The sequence below is a fragment of the Cryobacterium sp. TMT2-10 genome, assembly GCF_004403075.1.
Classification (GTDB): domain Bacteria; phylum Actinomycetota; class Actinomycetes; order Actinomycetales; family Microbacteriaceae; genus Cryobacterium; species Cryobacterium shii.
Map to the genome: position 1 here is coordinate 20,515 of NZ_SOGW01000077.1, position 16,782 is coordinate 37,296.

Here is a 16,782-nt window from a genome sequence, read left to right on the forward strand (position 1 = left end):
ATGGAGCAGCATGAGCACCGAGACGCTTCCGAACGCCGCCGCAGCCGCGACCGCGGCTCATGCCGCGCTCGAATCAGCGCTCGACGCCGTGGCCGCGCTGCTGCGGGGCAAGCGCACCGCGGTGCTGACGGGCGCCGGGGTCAGCACCGATTCCGGTATTCCCGACTACCGAGGCAAGGGCGCCCCCGTGCGCACACCGATGAATTTCCAGACTTTCGTCGGCGACGAACGTGCCCGCAAACGCTACTGGGCCGGCAGCCACCTCGGCTGGCGCCGATTCCGGGAGGCGGAACCCAACCTGGGGCATCGGTCCCTCGCCCGGCTGGAGCAGAGCGGCGCGATCTCGGGGGTCATCACCCAGAACGTCGACGGCCTGCACACCAGGGCCGGGTCCCGGCACGTCGTGGACCTGCACGGCTCCATGGACCTCGTCGTCTGCCTGGACTGCGGTCAGGCGTTCGGCCGGGACAGCATCGCCGCCCGACTCGAGGCGTCCAATCCGGCCCTACTGGTGCCGGAATCGGTGCGATCGGCCCCGGACGGCGACGCGGAGGTCACCGACGTCGACGGTTTCACCGTGCCCGGCTGCACGGTCTGCGGCGGGATGCTCAAGCCCAACGTGGTCTTCTTCGGGGAACTCGTTCCGACCGTGAAATTCACCGAGGCCACCGCCCTGGTCTCCGGGGCCGAGGCGCTGGTCATCGCCGGCTCATCCCTGTTCGTCAACTCCGGCATCCGGCTCCTCGAGCAGGCCCGCCGGCGCAAGCTGCCCATCGTCGTGATCAACCGGGGCGAGACCAAGGGCGACGGGCGCGCCCTGATCAAGCTGGAGGCCGGCACGTCGGAGTCGCTGGCGGGGCTGGCAGTGCGGCTCGGATGACCAGGCTCTCGATCGTGCGCCACGGCCAGACCGAGTGGAACCTTCACACCCGGATCCAGGGCAGCACGGACATCCCGCTGAATTCGACCGGCCGCGCCCAGGCCGCCGAGGCCGGGTTGCGCCTGCGTGCCCACCACTGGGACAGGATTGTCACCAGTCCGCTGGACCGGGCGCATGAGACCGCCCGGATCATCGCCGGGGAGCTGGGACTGCCCGGGCCGGAGGTCATCCCGGCCCTCACCGAACGCCACCACGGCCAAATCGAAGGCCTGACCTTCGCCGAACGCCAGCGTCGCTTTCCCGACGGGGTCGCCGTCCCCGGCCTGGAGACGCGCCAGGCGGTGCTGGACCGGGTGTTGCCGGCTTTCGCTCTGGTGTCCGCCGAGCATCCGGGCGAGTCGGTGCTCGTCATCTGCCACGGCGGAGTGATCGGCACCCTGATCCGGAGCATGACGTCCGGCGAACGACCACGTCAGAACGAGCTCATCGCCAACGGCTCCGTGCACGACTTCGTCTGGCGGGATGGCCGGCTGCATCTCGAGCATTTCGACGCGACCCTGCGCACCGTCGCCGAGAACACGCACTACACGGGCTGAGCCGACTCGGTGCCCGCCTCGGTGCCGATACCGGGCCGAGTGTCGGTTCCGGCCCCGCGGCCGCCGTCGGACGCAAGCCCGGTGAGCAGCGCCAGAAGCTTCCGGGCGGAGTCGTGCCAGGTGAAGCGGGCGGCCTGGCCGAGGGATTTCCCGGAGCGGTCGGCCCACTCGCCCGGCTCGTCGAGCCGCCTCACCGCGGCCGCGAGGGCCTGCGCACTGGTGGGGTCGAAGTACAGCGCGGCGTCGCCGCCGATTTCCCGGAAGATGGGAATGTCGCTCACGACGACCGGGAGGCCGAGCCCCATCGCCTCGACCAGGGGGATGCCGAAGCCTTCGTCCAGGGAGGCGCTGACGAGGGCGGTCGCCGAACGCAGGACATCGACGTACTCCTCGTCGGTCACGCCGTCGTGGAAGACCAGCCGGGCCTTCGGGGCGAGCGCGATCAGGCGTTCCCGCTCCGGCGCCGGGACCCGGCTCATCAGGTGCAGCTCGTGCTCCGGCAGCTCCGCCGCGGCCCGGACGAGGGTGTCGACGTTCTTGTAGGGCATGAACGAGCCCATGTACACGAGCCGGCCGGTGGCCGGCGTGCGGCGGCGTTCCGGCGCGGCCGTGAGTGCGCCGGCGGCGTTGGGGATCACGGTGATCGGCCGACGGGTCAGGCGGTGTTCCAAGATCAGGTCGCGGGTGGTCGCGGAGACCGTCACGACCCCGTCTGCGCGGTTCAGGAGCATCCGTTGCGGCCACCAGGACAGGTGGTACAGGCGCCAGAGCACGCGCACGAAGGCCGGGAGGTCTCGCGGCGGGGTGGGATTGCGGTAGTAGATCAGGTCGTGCACGGTCAGGATCAGGTGGTATCGCCGCCCCCAGGACCCCATCGTTTGCATGGGGCTGAACACGACGCCCGGCTGGAGCCGGTTGAGCTGCCGGGCGAGGAACGGTTCACGGATGCTGGTGGGCGCGCTCACGAGCTGCCAGGGCAGGTCGGGCAGCAGGTCGAGTTGCCGGTGGTCGTTGATGAGCATTGTCACCGGGTGCAGTTTGCCCAGTTCGGTGACCAGGCCGGCCGTGTAGCGGCTGATGCCGTCGTGTCGGTCGAACCGGGTGTAGCGGCAGTCGAAGAGGATTCTCATGCCGGGTTCCGCTCGCTCAGGAACCCGCGCAGCGCGTCGGCCGCCTGGGCCGGCACCTCGTAGTGGATGAGGTGTCCCACCCCGGGGATCACGTGCAGGGTCGCATCCGGGAACAGTCTCTGCAGGCGGTGCTGGGCCGCGACCGGCGTGATGTCGTCCTTCTCCGCGGCGATGAGCAGGGTCGGCTGGCGGATCCGGGCGGCGAACTCGCTGACATCGGCGCCGACGGAGGCGGTGAACGCCTCCAGCACGACGCGCCGGTCCGCGAAGGCGGAGAAGTACCGGTCGTGCTGGTCGTGGATCCAGCGACGGAGCCCGCGGTCCCCGGTCTTCGCCATCGTCACGCTCATCACCCGGACGATCAGCCGGTTGCGCAGCAGGGCGAAGCCGAGCCGCTCCGGCAACCGTGCCCCCGCCCAGTAGTAGAACACGGCCAGTCGGGTGAGGATGCCCCGCGGTCCGGCCAGCGCCGGGGCGGCGATGGGATTGACCAGCACCACCTCGTCCGCAGGCAGTCCGCCGGCGACGGACGCGGCCACGACGATGGACCCGAAGGAGTGCCCGAGCACAACGACCCGCCCGGTCGGGGCAAGTCCCGTGACGAAGTCCGCGAGCCAGCGGCCGTAGCCGGCGATGTCGTGGCCGCCCTGCGGCAGCACCTCCGACTCGCCGAAGCCCGGCAGGTCCGGTGAGATCATGCGGTAACCCGGCAGCTGCGCGACCACCGGTTCGAGCCCGTGGTGATCTCCCCGGAAGCCGTGCACCATCACGATCGTCGTCGCGCCGGCCGGGTCTCCGTATTCCCAGAACCGCGTACGGCTTCCGAGCACGGTCACGGTATGGGCATTCACGGGGATACGCGCGAGCATCGCGTCGTAGGGAGAGGGAACGTTCATCAGACCAAGTTTAGGGCGGCGGGTGTCACCCATCCGAACCTAAAACCGGCCGGTGATCCTAGAATCGGGGTGATCACTCTCGCTTTCAGTGCCCCGCGGACAGGAAGGAACAACGTGAGCTTCACCGCCCCCATCCAGCTGCCCGGTCTCACCCTCGACCCGCGCTGGTACAAGCGCGCGGTGTTCTATGAGGTGATGGTGCGGTCCTTCGTCGACAGCAACGGGGACGGCGCCGGTGACATGGCCGGGCTGATCTCACGGCTCGACTACATGCAGTGGCTCGGCATCGATGCCCTCTGGATCCCGCCGTTTTTCTCCTCCCCGCTCAAGGATGGCGGTTACGACGTGTCCGATTACCGATCGATCCTGCACGATTTCGGCACCCTCGACGAGTTCAAGGAGCTCGTGACCAAGGCCCACGAACGCAATATGCGCATCGTCATTGACCTCCCGCTGAACCACACCTCTGACCAGCATGCCTGGTTTCAGGAGTCCAGGGAACACCCGGAGGGCCCCTACGGCGACTACTACGTGTGGAGCGACACCGATGAGAAGTATCCGGACATCCGCATCATCTTCACCGACACGGAGGAGTCGAACTGGGCTTTCGACGCCGTGCGGCGGCAGTTCTACTTCCACCGGTTCTTCTCGCACCAGCCCGACCTGAATTTCGAGAACCCCGCCGTGCACGAGTCCGTCTTCGAGGTCGTGCGGTTCTGGCTCGACCTGGGCGTGGACGGCTTCCGCCTCGACGCCATCCCCTATCTGTACGAATCGGATGAGGGGAACGGCGAGGGTGAGCCGCCCACCCACGAATTCATCCGGAAGCTGCGCAGGATGGTCGACCGGGACTAGCCGGGCCGGATCATGATCGCCGAGGCCAACCCGTGGCCTCGGGAGGTGGCCGCGTTCCAGGGTTCCGAAGCCGAGCCCAAATGTCACATGGCCTTCGATTTCCCGGTGATGCCCCGCATCTTCTACTCGCTCCGGTCGCAACGGGCCGACGAACTCGTCCGGGTCCTGTCCGAGACGACGGACATTCCTGAGGCCGCCGGCTGGGCCGTGTTCCTGCGCAACCACGACGAACTGACCCTGGAGATGGTGAGCGAGGAGTACCGGCAGGCGATGTACGGCTGGTACGCGTACGACCCACGGATGCGCGCGAACCTCGGTATCCGCCGCCGCCTCGCTCCCCTGCTGGACAATTCCCGGTCCGAGATGGAACTGGCCCACGCTCTCCTGTTCGCCCTGCCCGGCAGCCCGTTCCTGTATTACGGCGACGAAATCGGCATGGGTGACAATATCTGGCTCCCCGACCGGGACAGCTCGCGCACGCCGATGCAGTGGACCCCGGACCGGAACGCCGGCTTCTCGGACGCGAACCCCGGCAAGCTCTGGCTCCCGGTCGTCATGTCGCTCGTCTACCACTACACCCAGACCAACGTCGAGACGCACCTGGCCAAGTCGAGTTCGCTGCTGCACTGGGTGCGCAACGTCATCCATGTGCGCAAGAACCACCCGACCTTCGGTCTCGGATCGATCCGTGTCGTGCAAACGGACCACGAATCGGTGCTCGCCTTCACTCGCGAGTACGCCGGATCGGGGACGAGCTTCGGGGACCAGCCGGAAACGGTGCTGTGCGTGTTCAACTTTTCGCACAACCCCATCGCCGTCCGGATCCAGGATCCCCAGCTGGCCGGGAGCGGCCTCCGCGACGTCTTCGGCGGATCGGTCTTCCCCAGCTTCGACGACGAGGGATCGCTCACTCTCACCCTCGGGGCCCAGAGTTTCTTCTGGCTGCACTGCGGCTGAACGGCGGTCTCCACGGGGCGGCATCATCCGATGACGGCGGTCGGCCCTAGGCTTTCCCCATGAGCAACTGGAGTGATACCCTCGCCGTTTTCGACCTCGAGACGACCGGCATCGATGTGGAGACGTGCCGCATCGTGTCTGCCACCGTGGCCATCATCGATGCGACCGGGCAGGTGCTCGAGCGCGTCGACTGGCTCCTCAACCCCGGGATCGACATCCCGGTGCAGGCCACCAATGTGCACGGCATCACCACCAAGCACGCCGTGCTGAACGGGCGTGACGCTGCCGACGGCGTCGCCGAGATCGTGGCGACCATCCGGGAGCATCTGGCCCGCGGTCTCCCCCTGGTCGCTTACAACGCGCCGTACGACCTGACCCTGCTCAACCGCGAGTGCCTCCGCTATGGGGTGTCGCCGCTCGTCTCACCCTCTCCCGTCGTGGACCCGCTGGTCATCGACAAGGCCGTCGACCGGTACCGCAAGGGAAAGCGAACCCTCGAGGTCACGAGCGCGTTCTACGGGGTCTCCCTGGACGACGCGCATGACTCCGGGGCGGATGCGGTCGCCGCCGGCAGGGTGGCCCAGGCCATCGCCCGGGCGCACGTGAAGACGCTGCCGGTCGAGGTGGGCGACCTGCACCTGCTGCAGGCCCAGTGGTCCCTGCAGCAGGCCGAAAACTTCCAGGCCTACATGCGCCGTGAGCGTGACCCTGCGTTCGTCGCAGCCGGCGCCTGGCCCGAGCGCTAGAAACGACCGAGCGAATACACGCAAAAGGGCGGCCAGCCGAAGCTGGTCGCCCTTTTGCGTGTTACGCCGCGATGGGGTGGGTGTTACTTGCCGAAACCCTTGTACCGCGAGTTGAACTTCTCGACGCGTCCGGCCGAGTCCATGATGCGCTGCTTGCCGGTGTAGAAAGGGTGCGACTCCGACGAGATCTCAACGTCGATGACCGGGTAGGTGGTTCCATCAGTCCACTCGATGGTCTTGGAGCTGGAGACCGTCGAACGGGTAAGGAACGTCGCACCCGACGCCAGGTCGCGGAAAACCACGGGAGCGTACGTGGGGTGAATGTCAGACTTCATGAAGACTTCCTTATTGCTGTTCGATTGGTGAGTTGCGCTTCGATTAGCGAGTTCAGACTCGCCAGTTACGGCAGAAAAAATGTGCGGTCCGAGGACCGACTGTCAAGTTTAGCAGAATCCTGCCGCAATGAGGGCCATCCGTGGCGGTCAGGCCGCTCGGGCGCCGAAACGCCCGTCGGTCTCGCGCAGCTCGATCGGCAGCCCGAATGATTCGGTGAGGGATTCCGCGGTCAGGGCCTCCGCCAGCGGACCGGCACTGACGACACGGCCCCCGTTGAGCAGCAGCGCATGCGTGAAACCGAGGGGGATCTCCTCGACGTGGTGGGTGACCATGATGATGGCCGGGGACTGCGGCTCGCTCGCATACCCGCCGAGCAGTTGGAGAAGTTCCTCGCGCGCGCCCAGGTCCAGGCTGGCCGCCGGCTCGTCCAGGAGCAGAACCTCAGGGTCGGTCATGACGGACCGGGCGATCTGCACGCGCTTCTGCTCGCCGTCGCTGAGGGTGCCGAACTTGCGGTCGGCCAGCGTGTCGAGCTTCCACTCGCTGAGAACGCGCTGGGCCCGTCGTTCGTCGATCGCCTCGTATTCCTCGGTCCAGCGACCCGTGACCGAGTAGGCGGCCGTCATGACGACGTCGAGGACCTTTTCGTTCGCGGGTACCTTACGGGCCATGGCAGTGGAGGCGAATCCGATCCGCGGGCGGAGCTCGAACAGGTCGGTGCGACCGATCGGCTCTTCGAGCACTTCCGCGCTTCCGCTGGAGGGGTGCACGAGTGCGGCCGCGATCTGCAGGAGGGTCGTTTTCCCGGCGCCGTTCGGGCCGAGAATCACCCAGCGCTGGTCGTCATCAACACTCCAATTCACTGAGTCGAGGATGGTTGTGCCATCCCGGACGACGGAGACGTCGGTGAAGTGAAGAACGTTGACCATAGAGCCATGCTATCTGCCGTGGTGCGGCGCGGGGCACGCAGGCCCGGCGCCGCACCACGCGGATAGCCGTTCTGGGCTCAGTACTTCTGGGCTCAGTACTTCACTTCCAGGCTCAGAGCAGTGACGCGTAGATCTCCCGGGTGCGGGTGGCGATGTGGCTCCAGCTGAACTTCTGTTCCGCACGGACGCGCCCGGCCCGGCCCATTTCGGCGGCCAGCGCCGGGTCGGAGAGCACCTCGATCAGCGTGCGGGACAGGTCGGCCACGAAGAGATCCGGGTCGATGGGCGTCCCGGTTCCGTCGGTGGCCTGGTCGATCGGCACCAGCCGGCCGGTGACACCGTCGGCAACGACCTCGGGGATGCCGCCGGTCGCCGTTCCCACTACCGGCAGCCCGCAGGCCATGGCCTCCAGGTTGACGATGCCGAGCGGTTCGTAGACCGACGGGCAGACGAAGACGGTGCCGGCGGTGAGCACGGCCGCGAGCTCGTGCTGCGGCAGGAGACGGTCGATCCAGACCACGCCGGAACGTTCCCGCTGCAACGCTTCGACGCCCGCGGTGACCTCGGCCATGATGCCCGGGGTGTCCGGCGCACCGGCGCAGAGCACGAGCTGAACGTCCGGCGGGAGGGTCGCAGCGGCGCGGAGCAGGTAGGGCAGGCCTTTCTGCCTCGTGATGCGGCCCACGAAGACCACGGCGGGACGGTCCGGGTCGATGCCCAGCCCCCGCACGACGTCCTCGTCTTCGGTCGGCTTCCACCGTTCGAGGTCGATGCCGTTGTAAACGACCTGCACGCGGGACTCGTCCAGCGCCGGGTAACTGCGGAGGATGTCGCGGCGCATGCCCCCGCTCACGGCGATGACGGCATCCGCGGCCTCGAAGGCCGTGCGCTCGATCCAGCTGGAGACCCGGTAGCCGCCGCCGAGCTGCTCGGCCTTCCACGGCCGGAGGGGCTCGAGGCTGTGCGCCGTCACCACGTGCGGGACTCCGTGCAGCAGCTTGGCGAGGTGGCCGGCGCCGTTGGCGTACCAGGTGTGCGAGTGCACGATGTCGGCACCCTGCACGTCCTGGGCCATCTGGAGGTCCACGCCGAGCGTGGCCAGGGTCGCGTTCGCATCCGCGAGCTCGGTCGGCACATCGTAAGCGAACGTATCGGGGGCGTCCCGCGCTGCGCCGAAGCACCGCACCACCACATCGATGTCGGTGCGGAGGGCTCGAACAAGCTCCGCGACGTGCACGCCAGCCCCGCCGTAAATCTCCGGGGGGTATTCCTTCGTAAGTAGATCGACTCGCATGAGGCAAAGCTAGCGCAGGCTGGCCCGTGACACACCGACACGTGCTGGATCGAGGCATGGAATGGCCCTACTCTGAAGTCATGCAGTCAAAGAAGATCTTCGGAATCGTGCTCGCCGGCGGAGAAGGTAAGCGGCTTATGCCGTTGACCGAGGACCGTGCGAAACCGGCGGTGCCCTTCGGGGGTCATTACCGGCTGATTGACTTCGCCTTGTCAAATCTGATCAACTCCGGGCTCACGCAACTCGTCGTGCTCACCCAGTACAAGTCACACAGCCTCGACCGGCATGTGTCCCAGACCTGGCACGTCTCCGGCGGCCTGTTCAACTCTTATATCGCCTCCGTGCCCGCGCAGCAGCGCCTCGGCAAACGCTGGTTCAGCGGTTCGGCCGACGCGATCCTGCAGAGCCTCAACCTGATCCACGACGAGAAGCCCGACATCGTCGTCGTCGTCGGCGCCGACCACGTCTACCGCATGGACTTCAGCCAGATGATCCAGGCGCACATCGCCTCGGGAGCGGCGGCGACCGTCGCGGCCATCCGTCAGCCGATCGCCCTCGCCGACCAGTTCGGCGTGATCGAGGTCGACGCGGCCACCCCGGATCGCATCCGCGACTTCCGGGAGAAGCCGAAGGACGCCATCGGCCTCGCCGATGCGCCGCATGAGGTCTTCGCGTCCATGGGCAACTACGTTTTCAACACGGATGCCCTGATCGAGGCCGTTCTCCGCGACGGGGAACGTACCGACTCGAGCCACGACATGGGCGGCGACATCATCCCTGACTTCGTGTCCCGCGGCGAGGCGGGGGTCTATGACCTCAAGCTCAACGACGTGCCCGGGTCCACCGACCGCGACCGCGACTACTGGCGCGATGTGGGTACCATCGACTCGTTCTTCGAGGCGCACCAGGACCTGATCAGCGCCCTGCCCGTGTTCAACCTCTACAACCAGAAGTGGCCGATCTTCAGCCAGCAGCTGAACTCGCCGCCGGCGAAGTTCGTGCGCGACGGGCGGGGCTTCCTCGGCACCATGATCGACTCGATCGTGTCCCTGGGCTGTGTCATCTCGGGTGCGCACATCGAACGCAGCGTCCTCGGCCCGTGGGCCGCAATCGATTCCGGTGCCCAGGTCGTCGACTCGATTGTCTTCGACCGGGTGCAGATCAAGGCGGGCGCGACCGTGCGCCGGGCCATCCTGGACAAGAACGTGGTCGTCGCCGCCGGCGCCGAGGTCGGGGTCGACCATGACCGTGACCGGGCCCGCGGGTTCAGCGTCACCGATTCCGGCATCACCGTGGTGGGCAAGGGAGTGCACGTCAACCCGTGACCGGTCCCGCGCGTTTCCTCGTGGTCCTGGACGCCGACTCCACGCTGATCGAGAACGAGGTGATCGAGCTGCTCGCGGACGCGGCGGGCTCGCTGGCCCTGGTCGCCGAGGTGACCGAACGGGCGATGCTCGGCGAGATCGATTTCGCCGAGAGCCTGCGGGAGCGGGTGCGGACCCTCGCGGGTCTTCCCACCGGCGTGTTCGAGGAGGTGGGGCGGTTGGTCCGCCCCACCCTCGGGGTGCCCAATCTGATCGCCGGCCTGCATTCGAACGGGAGTCTGATCGGAGTCGTCTCGGGCGGGTTCCATGAGATCCTCGACCCCCTCGCCGAGACTCTCGGACTGGACCACTGGCGAGCCAACCGTCTCGAGGTGGCCGACGGGCGCCTGACCGGCGGCCTGCTCGGCCCGATCATCGACGCGGCGGCCAAAGCGGCCACATTGCGCGAGTGGGCCGCACTGGAGTGCGTCGCGCTCCCCCAGACCGTCGCCGTCGGGGACGGGGCCAACGACCTGCAGATGCTGCACGCCGCCGGGCTCGGGATCGCATTCAACGCGAAGCCGGTGGTCAGGGAACAGGCCGACCTGGCCATCGACATCCGGGACCTCAGCCAGGTGCTCCCGATGCTGGGGCTGCGCGGTTAGTGCCCCATGCCCAGGCCGCCGTCGACGGGGATGACCGCGCCGGAGATATAGGCGGCATCGTCGCCGGCGAGCCAGGTGACGACACGCGCGACCTCACCCGGTGTGGCGAAACGGCCGGCCGGGATGCTTCGCTTGTAATCGGCCTGCTGTGACTCGGACAGCTGGGCCGTCATGTCGGTCTCGATGAAGCCGGGGGCCACGACGTTGGCCGTGATCCCTCGGGCACCGAGTTCCCGGGTGACCGAGCGGGCCAGACCGATCAGGCCGCTCTTGGACGCGGAGTAGTTGACCTGTCCGGCCGACCCGTGCAGGCCGACCACGCTGGAGATCAGCACGATGCGGCCGAATCGGGCCTTGAGCATGCCCTTCGACGCCCGCTTGACCACGCGGAACGCCCCGCTGAGGTTGGTGTCGATGACCGACGTGAAATCCTCCTCCGTCATGCGCATCAGCAGGGTGTCGCGGGTGATGCCGGCGTTGGCGACGACAACTTCCACCGGGCCCAGGGCGGCTTCGATCTCGGTGAAGGCGGCGTCGATCGAGGCGGCATTGGTCACGTCGGCGCGCACGGTCAGGCTGCCGGCGGGGCCCTCGCCGCTTCTCGCCGTCACGGCCACCCGGTGGCCCTGGCGGACGAACTCCTCGGCGATGGAGAAACCGATTCCGCGGTTTCCGCCGGTGACAAGAACGGTGCGGCCAGTCGTCATTTGCGGGTCCTATCTCTTCCCAGCGAACGAACACCGTGCGCACGTATATTCCAGTTTAGGCGGTGCAGGTCATCGTTCGACGAGACGTAGGCTTAACACGGAAAACTTCACCGACTGACCGAATCGATGGCACTCATGAAACAGCAGTCGATCACCACTCTCCCGCCTTCACCCGATGAGGAGCGGCGATCCCGGATGATCAAGTATTCGATCGCCATGGGCATCCGCATGGTCTGCATCGTGCTGATGCTCTTCGTGCAGGGCTGGTGGCTGCTCCTGTGCGCCATCGGTGCGATCGCACTGCCCTACTTCGCCGTCGTCGTGGCGAACGTGCAGGGCGGGGGCGCCCGTGCCACCGTGGTAAGGCCGGGCGCGATCCAGGTACACCGGCTGCCGGACAAGGATGAGAGCGGAACGTGATCGGGCTCGGAACTGAGCCAGAGAAGACGACGTGCTCCCGGGCTGGATGCCGCGAGGCTGCGGGCTGGCGGGTGGACTGGCGCAATCCCCGCATCCACTCCGCCGACCGGGTCAAGACCTGGCTCGCCTGTGACGAGCACGTCGACTATCTCCGGGATTTCCTGGCCAGCCGGGACTTCCCGGTATCCGTGGTCCCGCTCGCCCCCTCGCCGGAAGCGGAACCGGCGTGACCGGTTGGAGGTTCGCGTTCACCCGGCGCTGGGCCGGCTACCTCGCGGTGACCATCCTCTTCGCCGCGGTGTGCGCCGGGCTCGGGCTGTGGCAGATTGCCCGCCGGGATCAGGCCCTCGCGGAAATCAGAAGGGTGGAGGCCAACTACGGTGCGACACCCGTGCCGCTCAAGGAGGCTCTGCCAACGCGCGGGTCCTTCTCCGAGTCGCAGAAGTGGCTGCCGGTGGAGATGACCGGCACCTACCTGAGCGAGGATGAGCTGATCGTGCGCAACCGCCCGCTCAACATCAACCCCGGTTTCGAGGTACTCACTCCCCTGCTCCTCGCCGACGGCTCCGTCTTCATCGTCGACCGAGGCTGGCTGCCGACCGGGGAAACCTCGGAGGCCCCCGCTTCGGTGCCCAACGCCCCGGCCGGCCAGGTCACCGTCGTCGCGCGCCTGAAGGCCGGGGAACCGTCCCTGGCCGGTCGTTCGGCCCGGGGAAACCAGATCGCCACGATCAACCTGACCGAGGTGGCCGCGCGACTGGACGCCCCGACCTACACCGGGGCCTACGGGCTGATGGCGTCGGAGGATCCGGCCCCGGCGGACCGGCCGGTCGCCGTCACCCGCCCGGTGAAGGACGAGGGGCCGCACCTGTCCTATGCGTTCCAGTGGTTCGTCTTCGCCCTGATGGGCTTCGTGGGGCTGGGCTGGGCCATCCGTCAGGAGTTCCGCAGCGTGAACATCGACGACCCGACCGAGCGAGTGCGGGCTGCAGCTCGGGCGCGCCGCGCGGCTGCTCGTCCGCGCAGCGATTCGGAGATCGAGGACGACCTCATCGACAGCCCGCGTTAAGCGGGTTCACCGCGGTGATCAGGCCAGCGTGAACCGGCCAGGCCGGCGTGAACTGATCAGGCCAGCGTGATGAGGTCGAGGTAGTCCTTGTTCCAGTGGTCCTCGGTGCCGTCCGGCATGATCAGGACCCGTTCGGGGTTGAGCGCTTCGACCGCACCCTCATCGTGGCTGACCAGGACGACAGCGCCGGCATAGTGCGCCAGGGCGTCGAGGATCTCCTCACGGCTGGCCGGGTCGAGGTTGTTGGTCGGTTCGTCAAGCAGCAGAACGTTCGCTCCCGACACCACGATCATCGCCAGGGCCAGTCGAGTCTTCTCGCCGCCGGACAGGACGCCGGCCGGTTTGTGCGAGTCGTCCCCGGTGAAGAGGAACGAGCCCAGGACACGGCGTGCTTCCATCTCGGTGATGTTCGGCGACGAGGACACCATGTTCTCCAGCACGCTGCGCTTGACGTCGATCGTCTCGTGCTCCTGGGCGTAGTAGCCGATCCGTAATCCGTGCCCGGGTACGATCTCGCCGGTGTCTGGCTGGTCCACCCCGGCGAGCATGCGCAGAAGGGTCGTCTTGCCTGCACCGTTGAGACCGAGGATGACGACCTTCGAGCCGCGGTCGACGGCGAGGTCGACGGCGGCGAAGATTTCGAGGGAACCGTAGCTCTTCGAGAGATCGGTGGCCATCAGCGGGGTGCGCCCGCAGGGAGACGGCTCGGGGAAACGCAGCTTGGCCACCCGATCGACGGCTCGCACGGCATCCAGCCCGGAGAGGAGTTTCTCGGCCCGCGCGACCATCTGGTGGGCCGCCGCGGCCTTGCTCGCCTTGGCGCCGAACTTCGCGGCCTGCAGCTGCAGGGTCGAGGCCTTCTTCTCCGCGTTGGCTCGCTCCTTTTTACGCCGGTCCGCGTCGGCAACACGCTGGCGCTGGTAGTTCTTCCAGTTCATGTTGTAGATGTCGATGACCATGCGGTTGGCATCGAGGTAGAAGACCCGGTTCACGGTGTCGCCGACGAGCTCGATGTCGTGACTGATGATGATGCAGCCGCCGCGGTAGTTCTTCACGAATTCCCTCAGCCAGACGACGGAATCGGCGTCGAGGTGGTTGGTGGGCTCGTCGAGGATCATCGTCTCTGCGGCCGAGAACAGGATGCGGGCGAGTTCGATGCGGCGGCGCTGGCCACCGGACAGGGTTCGGAGCTGCTGGTCGAGGATGCGGTCCGGCAGGTTGAGATTGCTGGCGATCGATGCCGCCTCGGCCTCGGCCGCATAGCCGCCGAGGGCGTTGAACTCGTCGGTGAGGTTGCCGTACGTGCGCATCGCCTTGGCGCTGACCTTGGGGTCGTCGCTGCCCATGTCGATCCCGGCCTGGGCGAGCCCGAGCGAAATCGTGCCGAGGCCGCGGGCGTCGAGGATGCGCGTGCGCGCCAGCATGTCCGGGTCACCCGAGCGCGGGTCCTGGGGCAGGTAACCGATCTCGCCGGTGCGGTCGATGGAGCCGTTGGTCGGCACCGTCTCACCGGCCAGCGTCTTGGTCAGCGTCGTCTTGCCGGCACCGTTACGGCCGACCAGGCCGATCTTGTCACCGGCCGAGACCCGGAAACTGACGTCTTCCATGAGCACGCGCGCCCCAACTCGGATTTCGAGATTTTGCACACTGAGCACAGCAATAGTCCGTTCGGGGAGGTCGTGAAATGAGGAGGCCCAGACGGGCCAGCTTTCAAGTATATTTGTTCGTTTGCCCTCCGGAGTCCGCCGAGCTACGAAAGCGCCCCTTGAAGTGACTTGACGAGCCAGTCACGGTACGCCGGTCCGGACCAGCCGAGGTCGGTGACCAGCGACCGGAATGCCTGCGGGTGGCCGAGCGCCCAGATGGCTGCCGCCGCCTCGTGATCGCTCAGCCCGCTGCGCAGACCCCGCCGAGCTCGTAGCGCGGATGCCGCCGACCCGTAGGCGTGGAGCCGCTGGGTGGAACGCCGGATCTCCAGCTTCTCAAGGTCCGCATCGACACCGGCCGCTTGAATGATCACCCGGTGCACCGCGGCGGAGCGTTCGTTCGCCGTGACGATGCCGTCGACGAGGGTCCGGATGACGTCCCCTGCGGTGCGCGCCTCCGCGTAGCGCCTCGCGACGGACTCGGGAGCCGGACCCGGGGCGTCAGGACCCGCTGCCGAGAGGTCGAGCACGGCGGAAAGCAGTTCGGCCTTGCCGCCCACGCTGTTGTAGATGGTCTGCACCGCCACGCCGGCCTCCGCCGCGATCGCCGCGATGGAGGTGGGGATATAGCCGCGTTCCAGCATCAGGCGCTGGGCGGCCGCCAGGATCACCGTTCGGGTCGCCACTGATTGAGCCGATCGGCGTGATTCTGCGGGTCTCGGGGCCTCAGACATGTACTTAGATTACCATTCCAATCACTGTAATAGCGTTCCATGTCTGCGATCGGAGCCGTTGATGACGCAGTGTGACCGGTCGGAGGACGCGGACGCGCACCGGCTTCTAGGGTTGCGTCATGACAATTCTGGATACCACTCTTGCCCCGTCCGACCTCCCCGCGGAGCGGGCCGAGCGACTCAGCATCGCCGCCTCCACGTGGCACGACCGCATTGCCGCGGACGCCTCGAATGCCCAGCTGACCTATCGCGTGCGGGGAACCGCCGAGGGTTCGGTCGCCAGCCGGATCACGGCCGGCAAGCATGTTTTCGTGGTCGACGAGCCGGGCGCCCTCGCCGGAGACGACGTCGCGGCGAGCCCGGTCGAGGTGGCGCTCGGAGCGCTCATCTCCTGCCAGGTCGTCGTCTACCGCCTCTACGCCCAGGCCCTGGGTATCCAGGTGGACGAGATCGATGTCATCGCGGACGCGGACCTCGACGTGCGCAATCTCTTCGGCATCGATCAGAGCGTCCGCGCCGGGTTCACCGATGTGCGCCTGACGATCAGCATCACCGGACCGGAATCAGACGAGCGCTACCAGGAACTCCGCTCCACCGTCGATGAGCACTGCCCCGTGCTCGACCTCTTCTCGAACGCCACTCCGGTGTCGGTCACGGTCACCAAGGCTTGACAGCTCGGACTGCGCCAGCGGTGGGCCTGGATTATGATGGCACGGTGAATGAGTCCCTGCCTCCGTGCCCTGAATGCTCCAGCGACCTGACCTACGAGATGGGCGCGCTCCTGGTCTGCCCGCTCTGCGGGCACGAGTGGGCCGCCGAAGCGGCCCCGGAGGCGGAGGCCGCCCCGGACACCACCATCAAGGATGCCTTCGGCTCGGTGCTCGCCGACGGCGACAACGTGACCGTCGTGAAGGACCTGAAGATCAAGGGCAGTTCCACGGTGATCAAGGTGGGCACGAAGGTTCGCGACATCCGCCTGGTGGACGGCGTGGGCGACCACGACATTTCCTGCCGGATCGAGGGTGTCTCCATGCAGCTGAAGTCCAGTGTGGTGAAAAGGGCCTGAGAGCGTGACGCACAACGAATAAGGGGCACCCGCGAATAAGGGGCACCCGCCGAATGGCGGGTGCCCCTTATTCGTGATCAGGTCGTCAGATGGAGAAGCCCAGGGCGCGCATCATGTCTCGTCCGTCATCGGTGATCTTCTCCGGTCCCCACGGCGGCATCCAGACCCAGTTGATGCGGAACTGGTCGACGACCCCGTCCAGGGCCTCGGCGGTCTGTTCTTCGAGCACGTCCGTGAGCGGGCAGCCCGCCGACGTCAGCGTCATGTGGATGATCAGGGCGTCGTTCTCGTCATCCCAGCCCAGGTCGTAGATGAGGCCCAGGTCCACGACGTTGATGCCGAGTTCCGGGTCCATCACGTCTTTGAGCGCCTCTTCGATTTCATCGAATCGCGCCGGAGTCAGCGTTGAGACCATGCGACTAGCCTACGTTTGCTTCGGTCAAAAAGCGATCGTAGCCTTCGTCTTCGAGGCGGTCGGCGAGTTCGGGGCCGCCCTGCTCGGCGATCCGGCCGTCGACGAACACGTGCACGAAGTCCGGCTTGATGTAGCGC

At 67.1% G+C, this 16,782-nt stretch carries 19 protein-coding genes and 2 pseudogenes; 11 read left to right on the top strand and 10 right to left on the bottom strand.

Annotated features, from left to right (window positions below):
- Positions 1–10: 10 nt before the first annotated feature.
- Positions 11–880 carry a Sir2 family NAD-dependent protein deacetylase gene (locus tag E3T37_RS08865; RefSeq protein WP_134366435.1) on the top strand — a complete coding sequence of 290 codons (870 nt, stop codon included), beginning with the start codon at positions 11–13 and terminating at the stop codon, positions 878–880.
- The gene (locus tag E3T37_RS08870) at positions 877–1,476 is read left to right on the top strand and encodes a histidine phosphatase family protein (protein ID WP_134366436.1); all 600 of its coding nucleotides are present in this window, start codon (positions 877–879) and stop codon (positions 1,474–1,476) included. The genes E3T37_RS08865 and E3T37_RS08870 overlap by 4 nt, the downstream gene beginning before the upstream one ends.
- Here E3T37_RS08870 and E3T37_RS08875 read toward each other — a convergent pair.
- Together E3T37_RS08875 and E3T37_RS08880 are read right to left on the bottom strand one after the other, a co-directional pair.
- Positions 1,464–2,606, bottom strand: coding sequence for a glycosyltransferase family 1 protein (locus tag E3T37_RS08875; RefSeq protein ID WP_134366437.1), 1,143 nt, complete (start codon positions 2,604–2,606; stop codon positions 1,464–1,466). The two genes, E3T37_RS08870 and E3T37_RS08875, sit on opposite strands and share 13 nt — an antisense overlap.
- Positions 2,603–3,502, bottom strand: coding sequence for an alpha/beta fold hydrolase (locus E3T37_RS08880; protein ID WP_134366438.1), 900 nt, complete (start codon positions 3,500–3,502; stop codon positions 2,603–2,605). The genes E3T37_RS08875 and E3T37_RS08880 overlap by 4 nt, the downstream gene beginning before the upstream one ends.
- Before the next feature lie 114 nt (positions 3,503–3,616).
- On the opposite strand from E3T37_RS08880, the pseudogene treS reads away from it, so the two are divergent.
- Both treS and E3T37_RS08890 read left to right on the top strand, forming a co-directional pair.
- Positions 3,617–5,314 (top strand): annotated as a pseudogene (gene treS, locus E3T37_RS08885) (maltose alpha-D-glucosyltransferase).
- 59 nt (positions 5,315–5,373) lie between these two features.
- The gene (locus E3T37_RS08890) at positions 5,374–6,060 is read left to right on the top strand and encodes a 3'-5' exonuclease (RefSeq protein WP_134366439.1); all 687 of its coding nucleotides are present in this window, start codon (positions 5,374–5,376) and stop codon (positions 6,058–6,060) included.
- An 83-nt stretch (positions 6,061–6,143) separates the two neighbouring features.
- On the opposite strand, the gene E3T37_RS08895 is transcribed toward E3T37_RS08890, so the two are convergent.
- The 3 genes from E3T37_RS08895 to glgA all read right to left on the bottom strand — a co-directional run bounded on the left by E3T37_RS08895 (position 6,144) and on the right by glgA (position 8,619).
- Positions 6,144–6,395 carry a type B 50S ribosomal protein L31 gene (locus tag E3T37_RS08895; RefSeq protein ID WP_104102169.1) on the bottom strand — a complete coding sequence of 84 codons (252 nt, stop codon included), beginning with the start codon at positions 6,393–6,395 and terminating at the stop codon, positions 6,144–6,146.
- 147 nt (positions 6,396–6,542) lie between these two features.
- A complete protein-coding gene (locus E3T37_RS08900) occupies positions 6,543–7,325 on the bottom strand; it encodes an ABC transporter ATP-binding protein (RefSeq protein ID WP_134366440.1) in 783 nt (260 codons plus the stop codon).
- A 112-nt stretch (positions 7,326–7,437) separates the two neighbouring features.
- Complete coding sequence (gene glgA / locus E3T37_RS08905; protein ID WP_134366441.1) at positions 7,438–8,619, bottom strand: glycogen synthase; 1,182 nt, start codon at positions 8,617–8,619, stop codon at positions 7,438–7,440.
- Positions 8,620–8,699: 80 nt separating this feature from the next.
- On the opposite strand from glgA, the gene glgC reads away from it, so the two are divergent.
- Entirely contained in the window at positions 8,700–9,944 is a 1,245-nt protein-coding gene (gene glgC / locus E3T37_RS08910; RefSeq protein WP_134366442.1) for a glucose-1-phosphate adenylyltransferase, read from the top strand.
- Complete coding sequence (serB, locus tag E3T37_RS08915; RefSeq protein ID WP_134366443.1) at positions 9,941–10,588, top strand: phosphoserine phosphatase SerB; 648 nt, start codon at positions 9,941–9,943, stop codon at positions 10,586–10,588. Before glgC ends, serB begins: the two co-directional genes overlap by 4 nt.
- Here serB and fabG read toward each other — a convergent pair.
- Complete coding sequence (gene fabG / locus E3T37_RS08920; RefSeq protein ID WP_134366444.1) at positions 10,585–11,295, bottom strand: 3-oxoacyl-ACP reductase FabG; 711 nt, start codon at positions 11,293–11,295, stop codon at positions 10,585–10,587. The two genes, serB and fabG, sit on opposite strands and share 4 nt — an antisense overlap.
- A gap of 135 nt (positions 11,296–11,430) precedes the next feature.
- On the opposite strand from fabG, the gene E3T37_RS08925 reads away from it, so the two are divergent.
- Genes E3T37_RS08925 through E3T37_RS08935 form a run of 3 tightly spaced genes read left to right on the top strand, consistent with a single transcriptional unit; the run spans position 11,431 to position 12,784 of the window.
- Entirely contained in the window at positions 11,431–11,715 is a 285-nt protein-coding gene (locus tag E3T37_RS08925; protein ID WP_255572790.1) for a DUF3099 domain-containing protein, read from the top strand.
- The gene (locus tag E3T37_RS08930; RefSeq protein WP_134366446.1) at positions 11,712–11,945 is read left to right on the top strand and encodes a hypothetical protein; all 234 of its coding nucleotides are present in this window, start codon (positions 11,712–11,714) and stop codon (positions 11,943–11,945) included. Before E3T37_RS08925 ends, E3T37_RS08930 begins: the two co-directional genes overlap by 4 nt.
- Complete coding sequence (locus tag E3T37_RS08935; RefSeq protein WP_134366447.1) at positions 11,942–12,784, top strand: SURF1 family protein; 843 nt, start codon at positions 11,942–11,944, stop codon at positions 12,782–12,784. The genes E3T37_RS08930 and E3T37_RS08935 overlap by 4 nt, the downstream gene beginning before the upstream one ends.
- A 56-nt stretch (positions 12,785–12,840) precedes the next feature.
- Here E3T37_RS08935 and E3T37_RS08940 read toward each other — a convergent pair whose 3' ends face one another.
- Positions 12,841–14,439 (bottom strand): ABC-F family ATP-binding cassette domain-containing protein, encoded by a 1,599-nt coding sequence (locus E3T37_RS08940; protein ID WP_134366448.1) that lies wholly within the window; start codon positions 14,437–14,439, stop codon positions 12,841–12,843.
- 95 nt (positions 14,440–14,534) lie between these two features.
- Complete coding sequence (locus tag E3T37_RS08945; protein ID WP_241985532.1) at positions 14,535–15,116, bottom strand: TetR/AcrR family transcriptional regulator; 582 nt, start codon at positions 15,114–15,116, stop codon at positions 14,535–14,537.
- A gap of 167 nt (positions 15,117–15,283) precedes the next feature.
- Here E3T37_RS08945 and E3T37_RS08950 point away from each other — a divergent pair, with 167 nt between their 5' ends.
- Positions 15,284–15,835, top strand: coding sequence for an OsmC family protein (locus tag E3T37_RS08950; protein ID WP_134366450.1), 552 nt, complete (start codon positions 15,284–15,286; stop codon positions 15,833–15,835).
- Positions 15,836–15,879: 44 nt separating this feature from the next.
- A complete protein-coding gene (locus E3T37_RS08955; protein ID WP_134366451.1) occupies positions 15,880–16,230 on the top strand; it encodes a zinc ribbon domain-containing protein YjdM in 351 nt (116 codons plus the stop codon).
- 85 nt (positions 16,231–16,315) lie between these two features.
- Here the strand turns inward: E3T37_RS08955 and E3T37_RS08960 are convergent, their stop codons facing one another.
- Positions 16,316–16,645: a metal-sulfur cluster assembly factor gene (locus tag E3T37_RS08960; RefSeq protein ID WP_134366452.1), complete on the bottom strand. Its 330-nt coding sequence runs from the start codon at positions 16,643–16,645 to the stop codon at positions 16,316–16,318.
- A gap of 4 nt (positions 16,646–16,649) precedes the next feature.
- Positions 16,650–16,782: pseudogene (gene sufC, locus E3T37_RS17380) on the bottom strand (Fe-S cluster assembly ATPase SufC); the annotation flags it as partial.

Coding starts and splice junctions, on each gene's coding strand:
- E3T37_RS08960 (WP_134366452.1), bottom strand. CDS start 16,645: ATGGTCTCAACGCTGACTCCGGCGCGATTCGATGAAATCGAAGAGGCG.
- glgA (WP_134366441.1), bottom strand. CDS start 8,619: ATGCGAGTCGATCTACTTACGAAGGAATACCCCCCGGAGATTTACGGC.
- glgC (WP_134366442.1), top strand. CDS start 8,700: ATGCAGTCAAAGAAGATCTTCGGAATCGTGCTCGCCGGCGGAGAAGGT.
- fabG (WP_134366444.1), bottom strand. CDS start 11,295: ATGACGACTGGCCGCACCGTTCTTGTCACCGGCGGAAACCGCGGAATC.
- E3T37_RS08925 (WP_255572790.1), top strand. CDS start 11,431: ATGAAACAGCAGTCGATCACCACTCTCCCGCCTTCACCCGATGAGGAG.
- E3T37_RS08875 (WP_134366437.1), bottom strand. CDS start 2,606: ATGAGAATCCTCTTCGACTGCCGCTACACCCGGTTCGACCGACACGAC.
- E3T37_RS08890 (WP_134366439.1), top strand. CDS start 5,374: ATGAGCAACTGGAGTGATACCCTCGCCGTTTTCGACCTCGAGACGACC.
- E3T37_RS08950 (WP_134366450.1), top strand. CDS start 15,284: ATGACAATTCTGGATACCACTCTTGCCCCGTCCGACCTCCCCGCGGAG.
- E3T37_RS08865 (WP_134366435.1), top strand. CDS start 11: ATGAGCACCGAGACGCTTCCGAACGCCGCCGCAGCCGCGACCGCGGCT.
- E3T37_RS08880 (WP_134366438.1), bottom strand. CDS start 3,502: ATGAACGTTCCCTCTCCCTACGACGCGATGCTCGCGCGTATCCCCGTG.
- E3T37_RS08895 (WP_104102169.1), bottom strand. CDS start 6,395: ATGAAGTCTGACATTCACCCCACGTACGCTCCCGTGGTTTTCCGCGAC.
- E3T37_RS08870 (WP_134366436.1), top strand. CDS start 877: ATGACCAGGCTCTCGATCGTGCGCCACGGCCAGACCGAGTGGAACCTT.
- E3T37_RS08900 (WP_134366440.1), bottom strand. CDS start 7,325: ATGGTCAACGTTCTTCACTTCACCGACGTCTCCGTCGTCCGGGATGGC.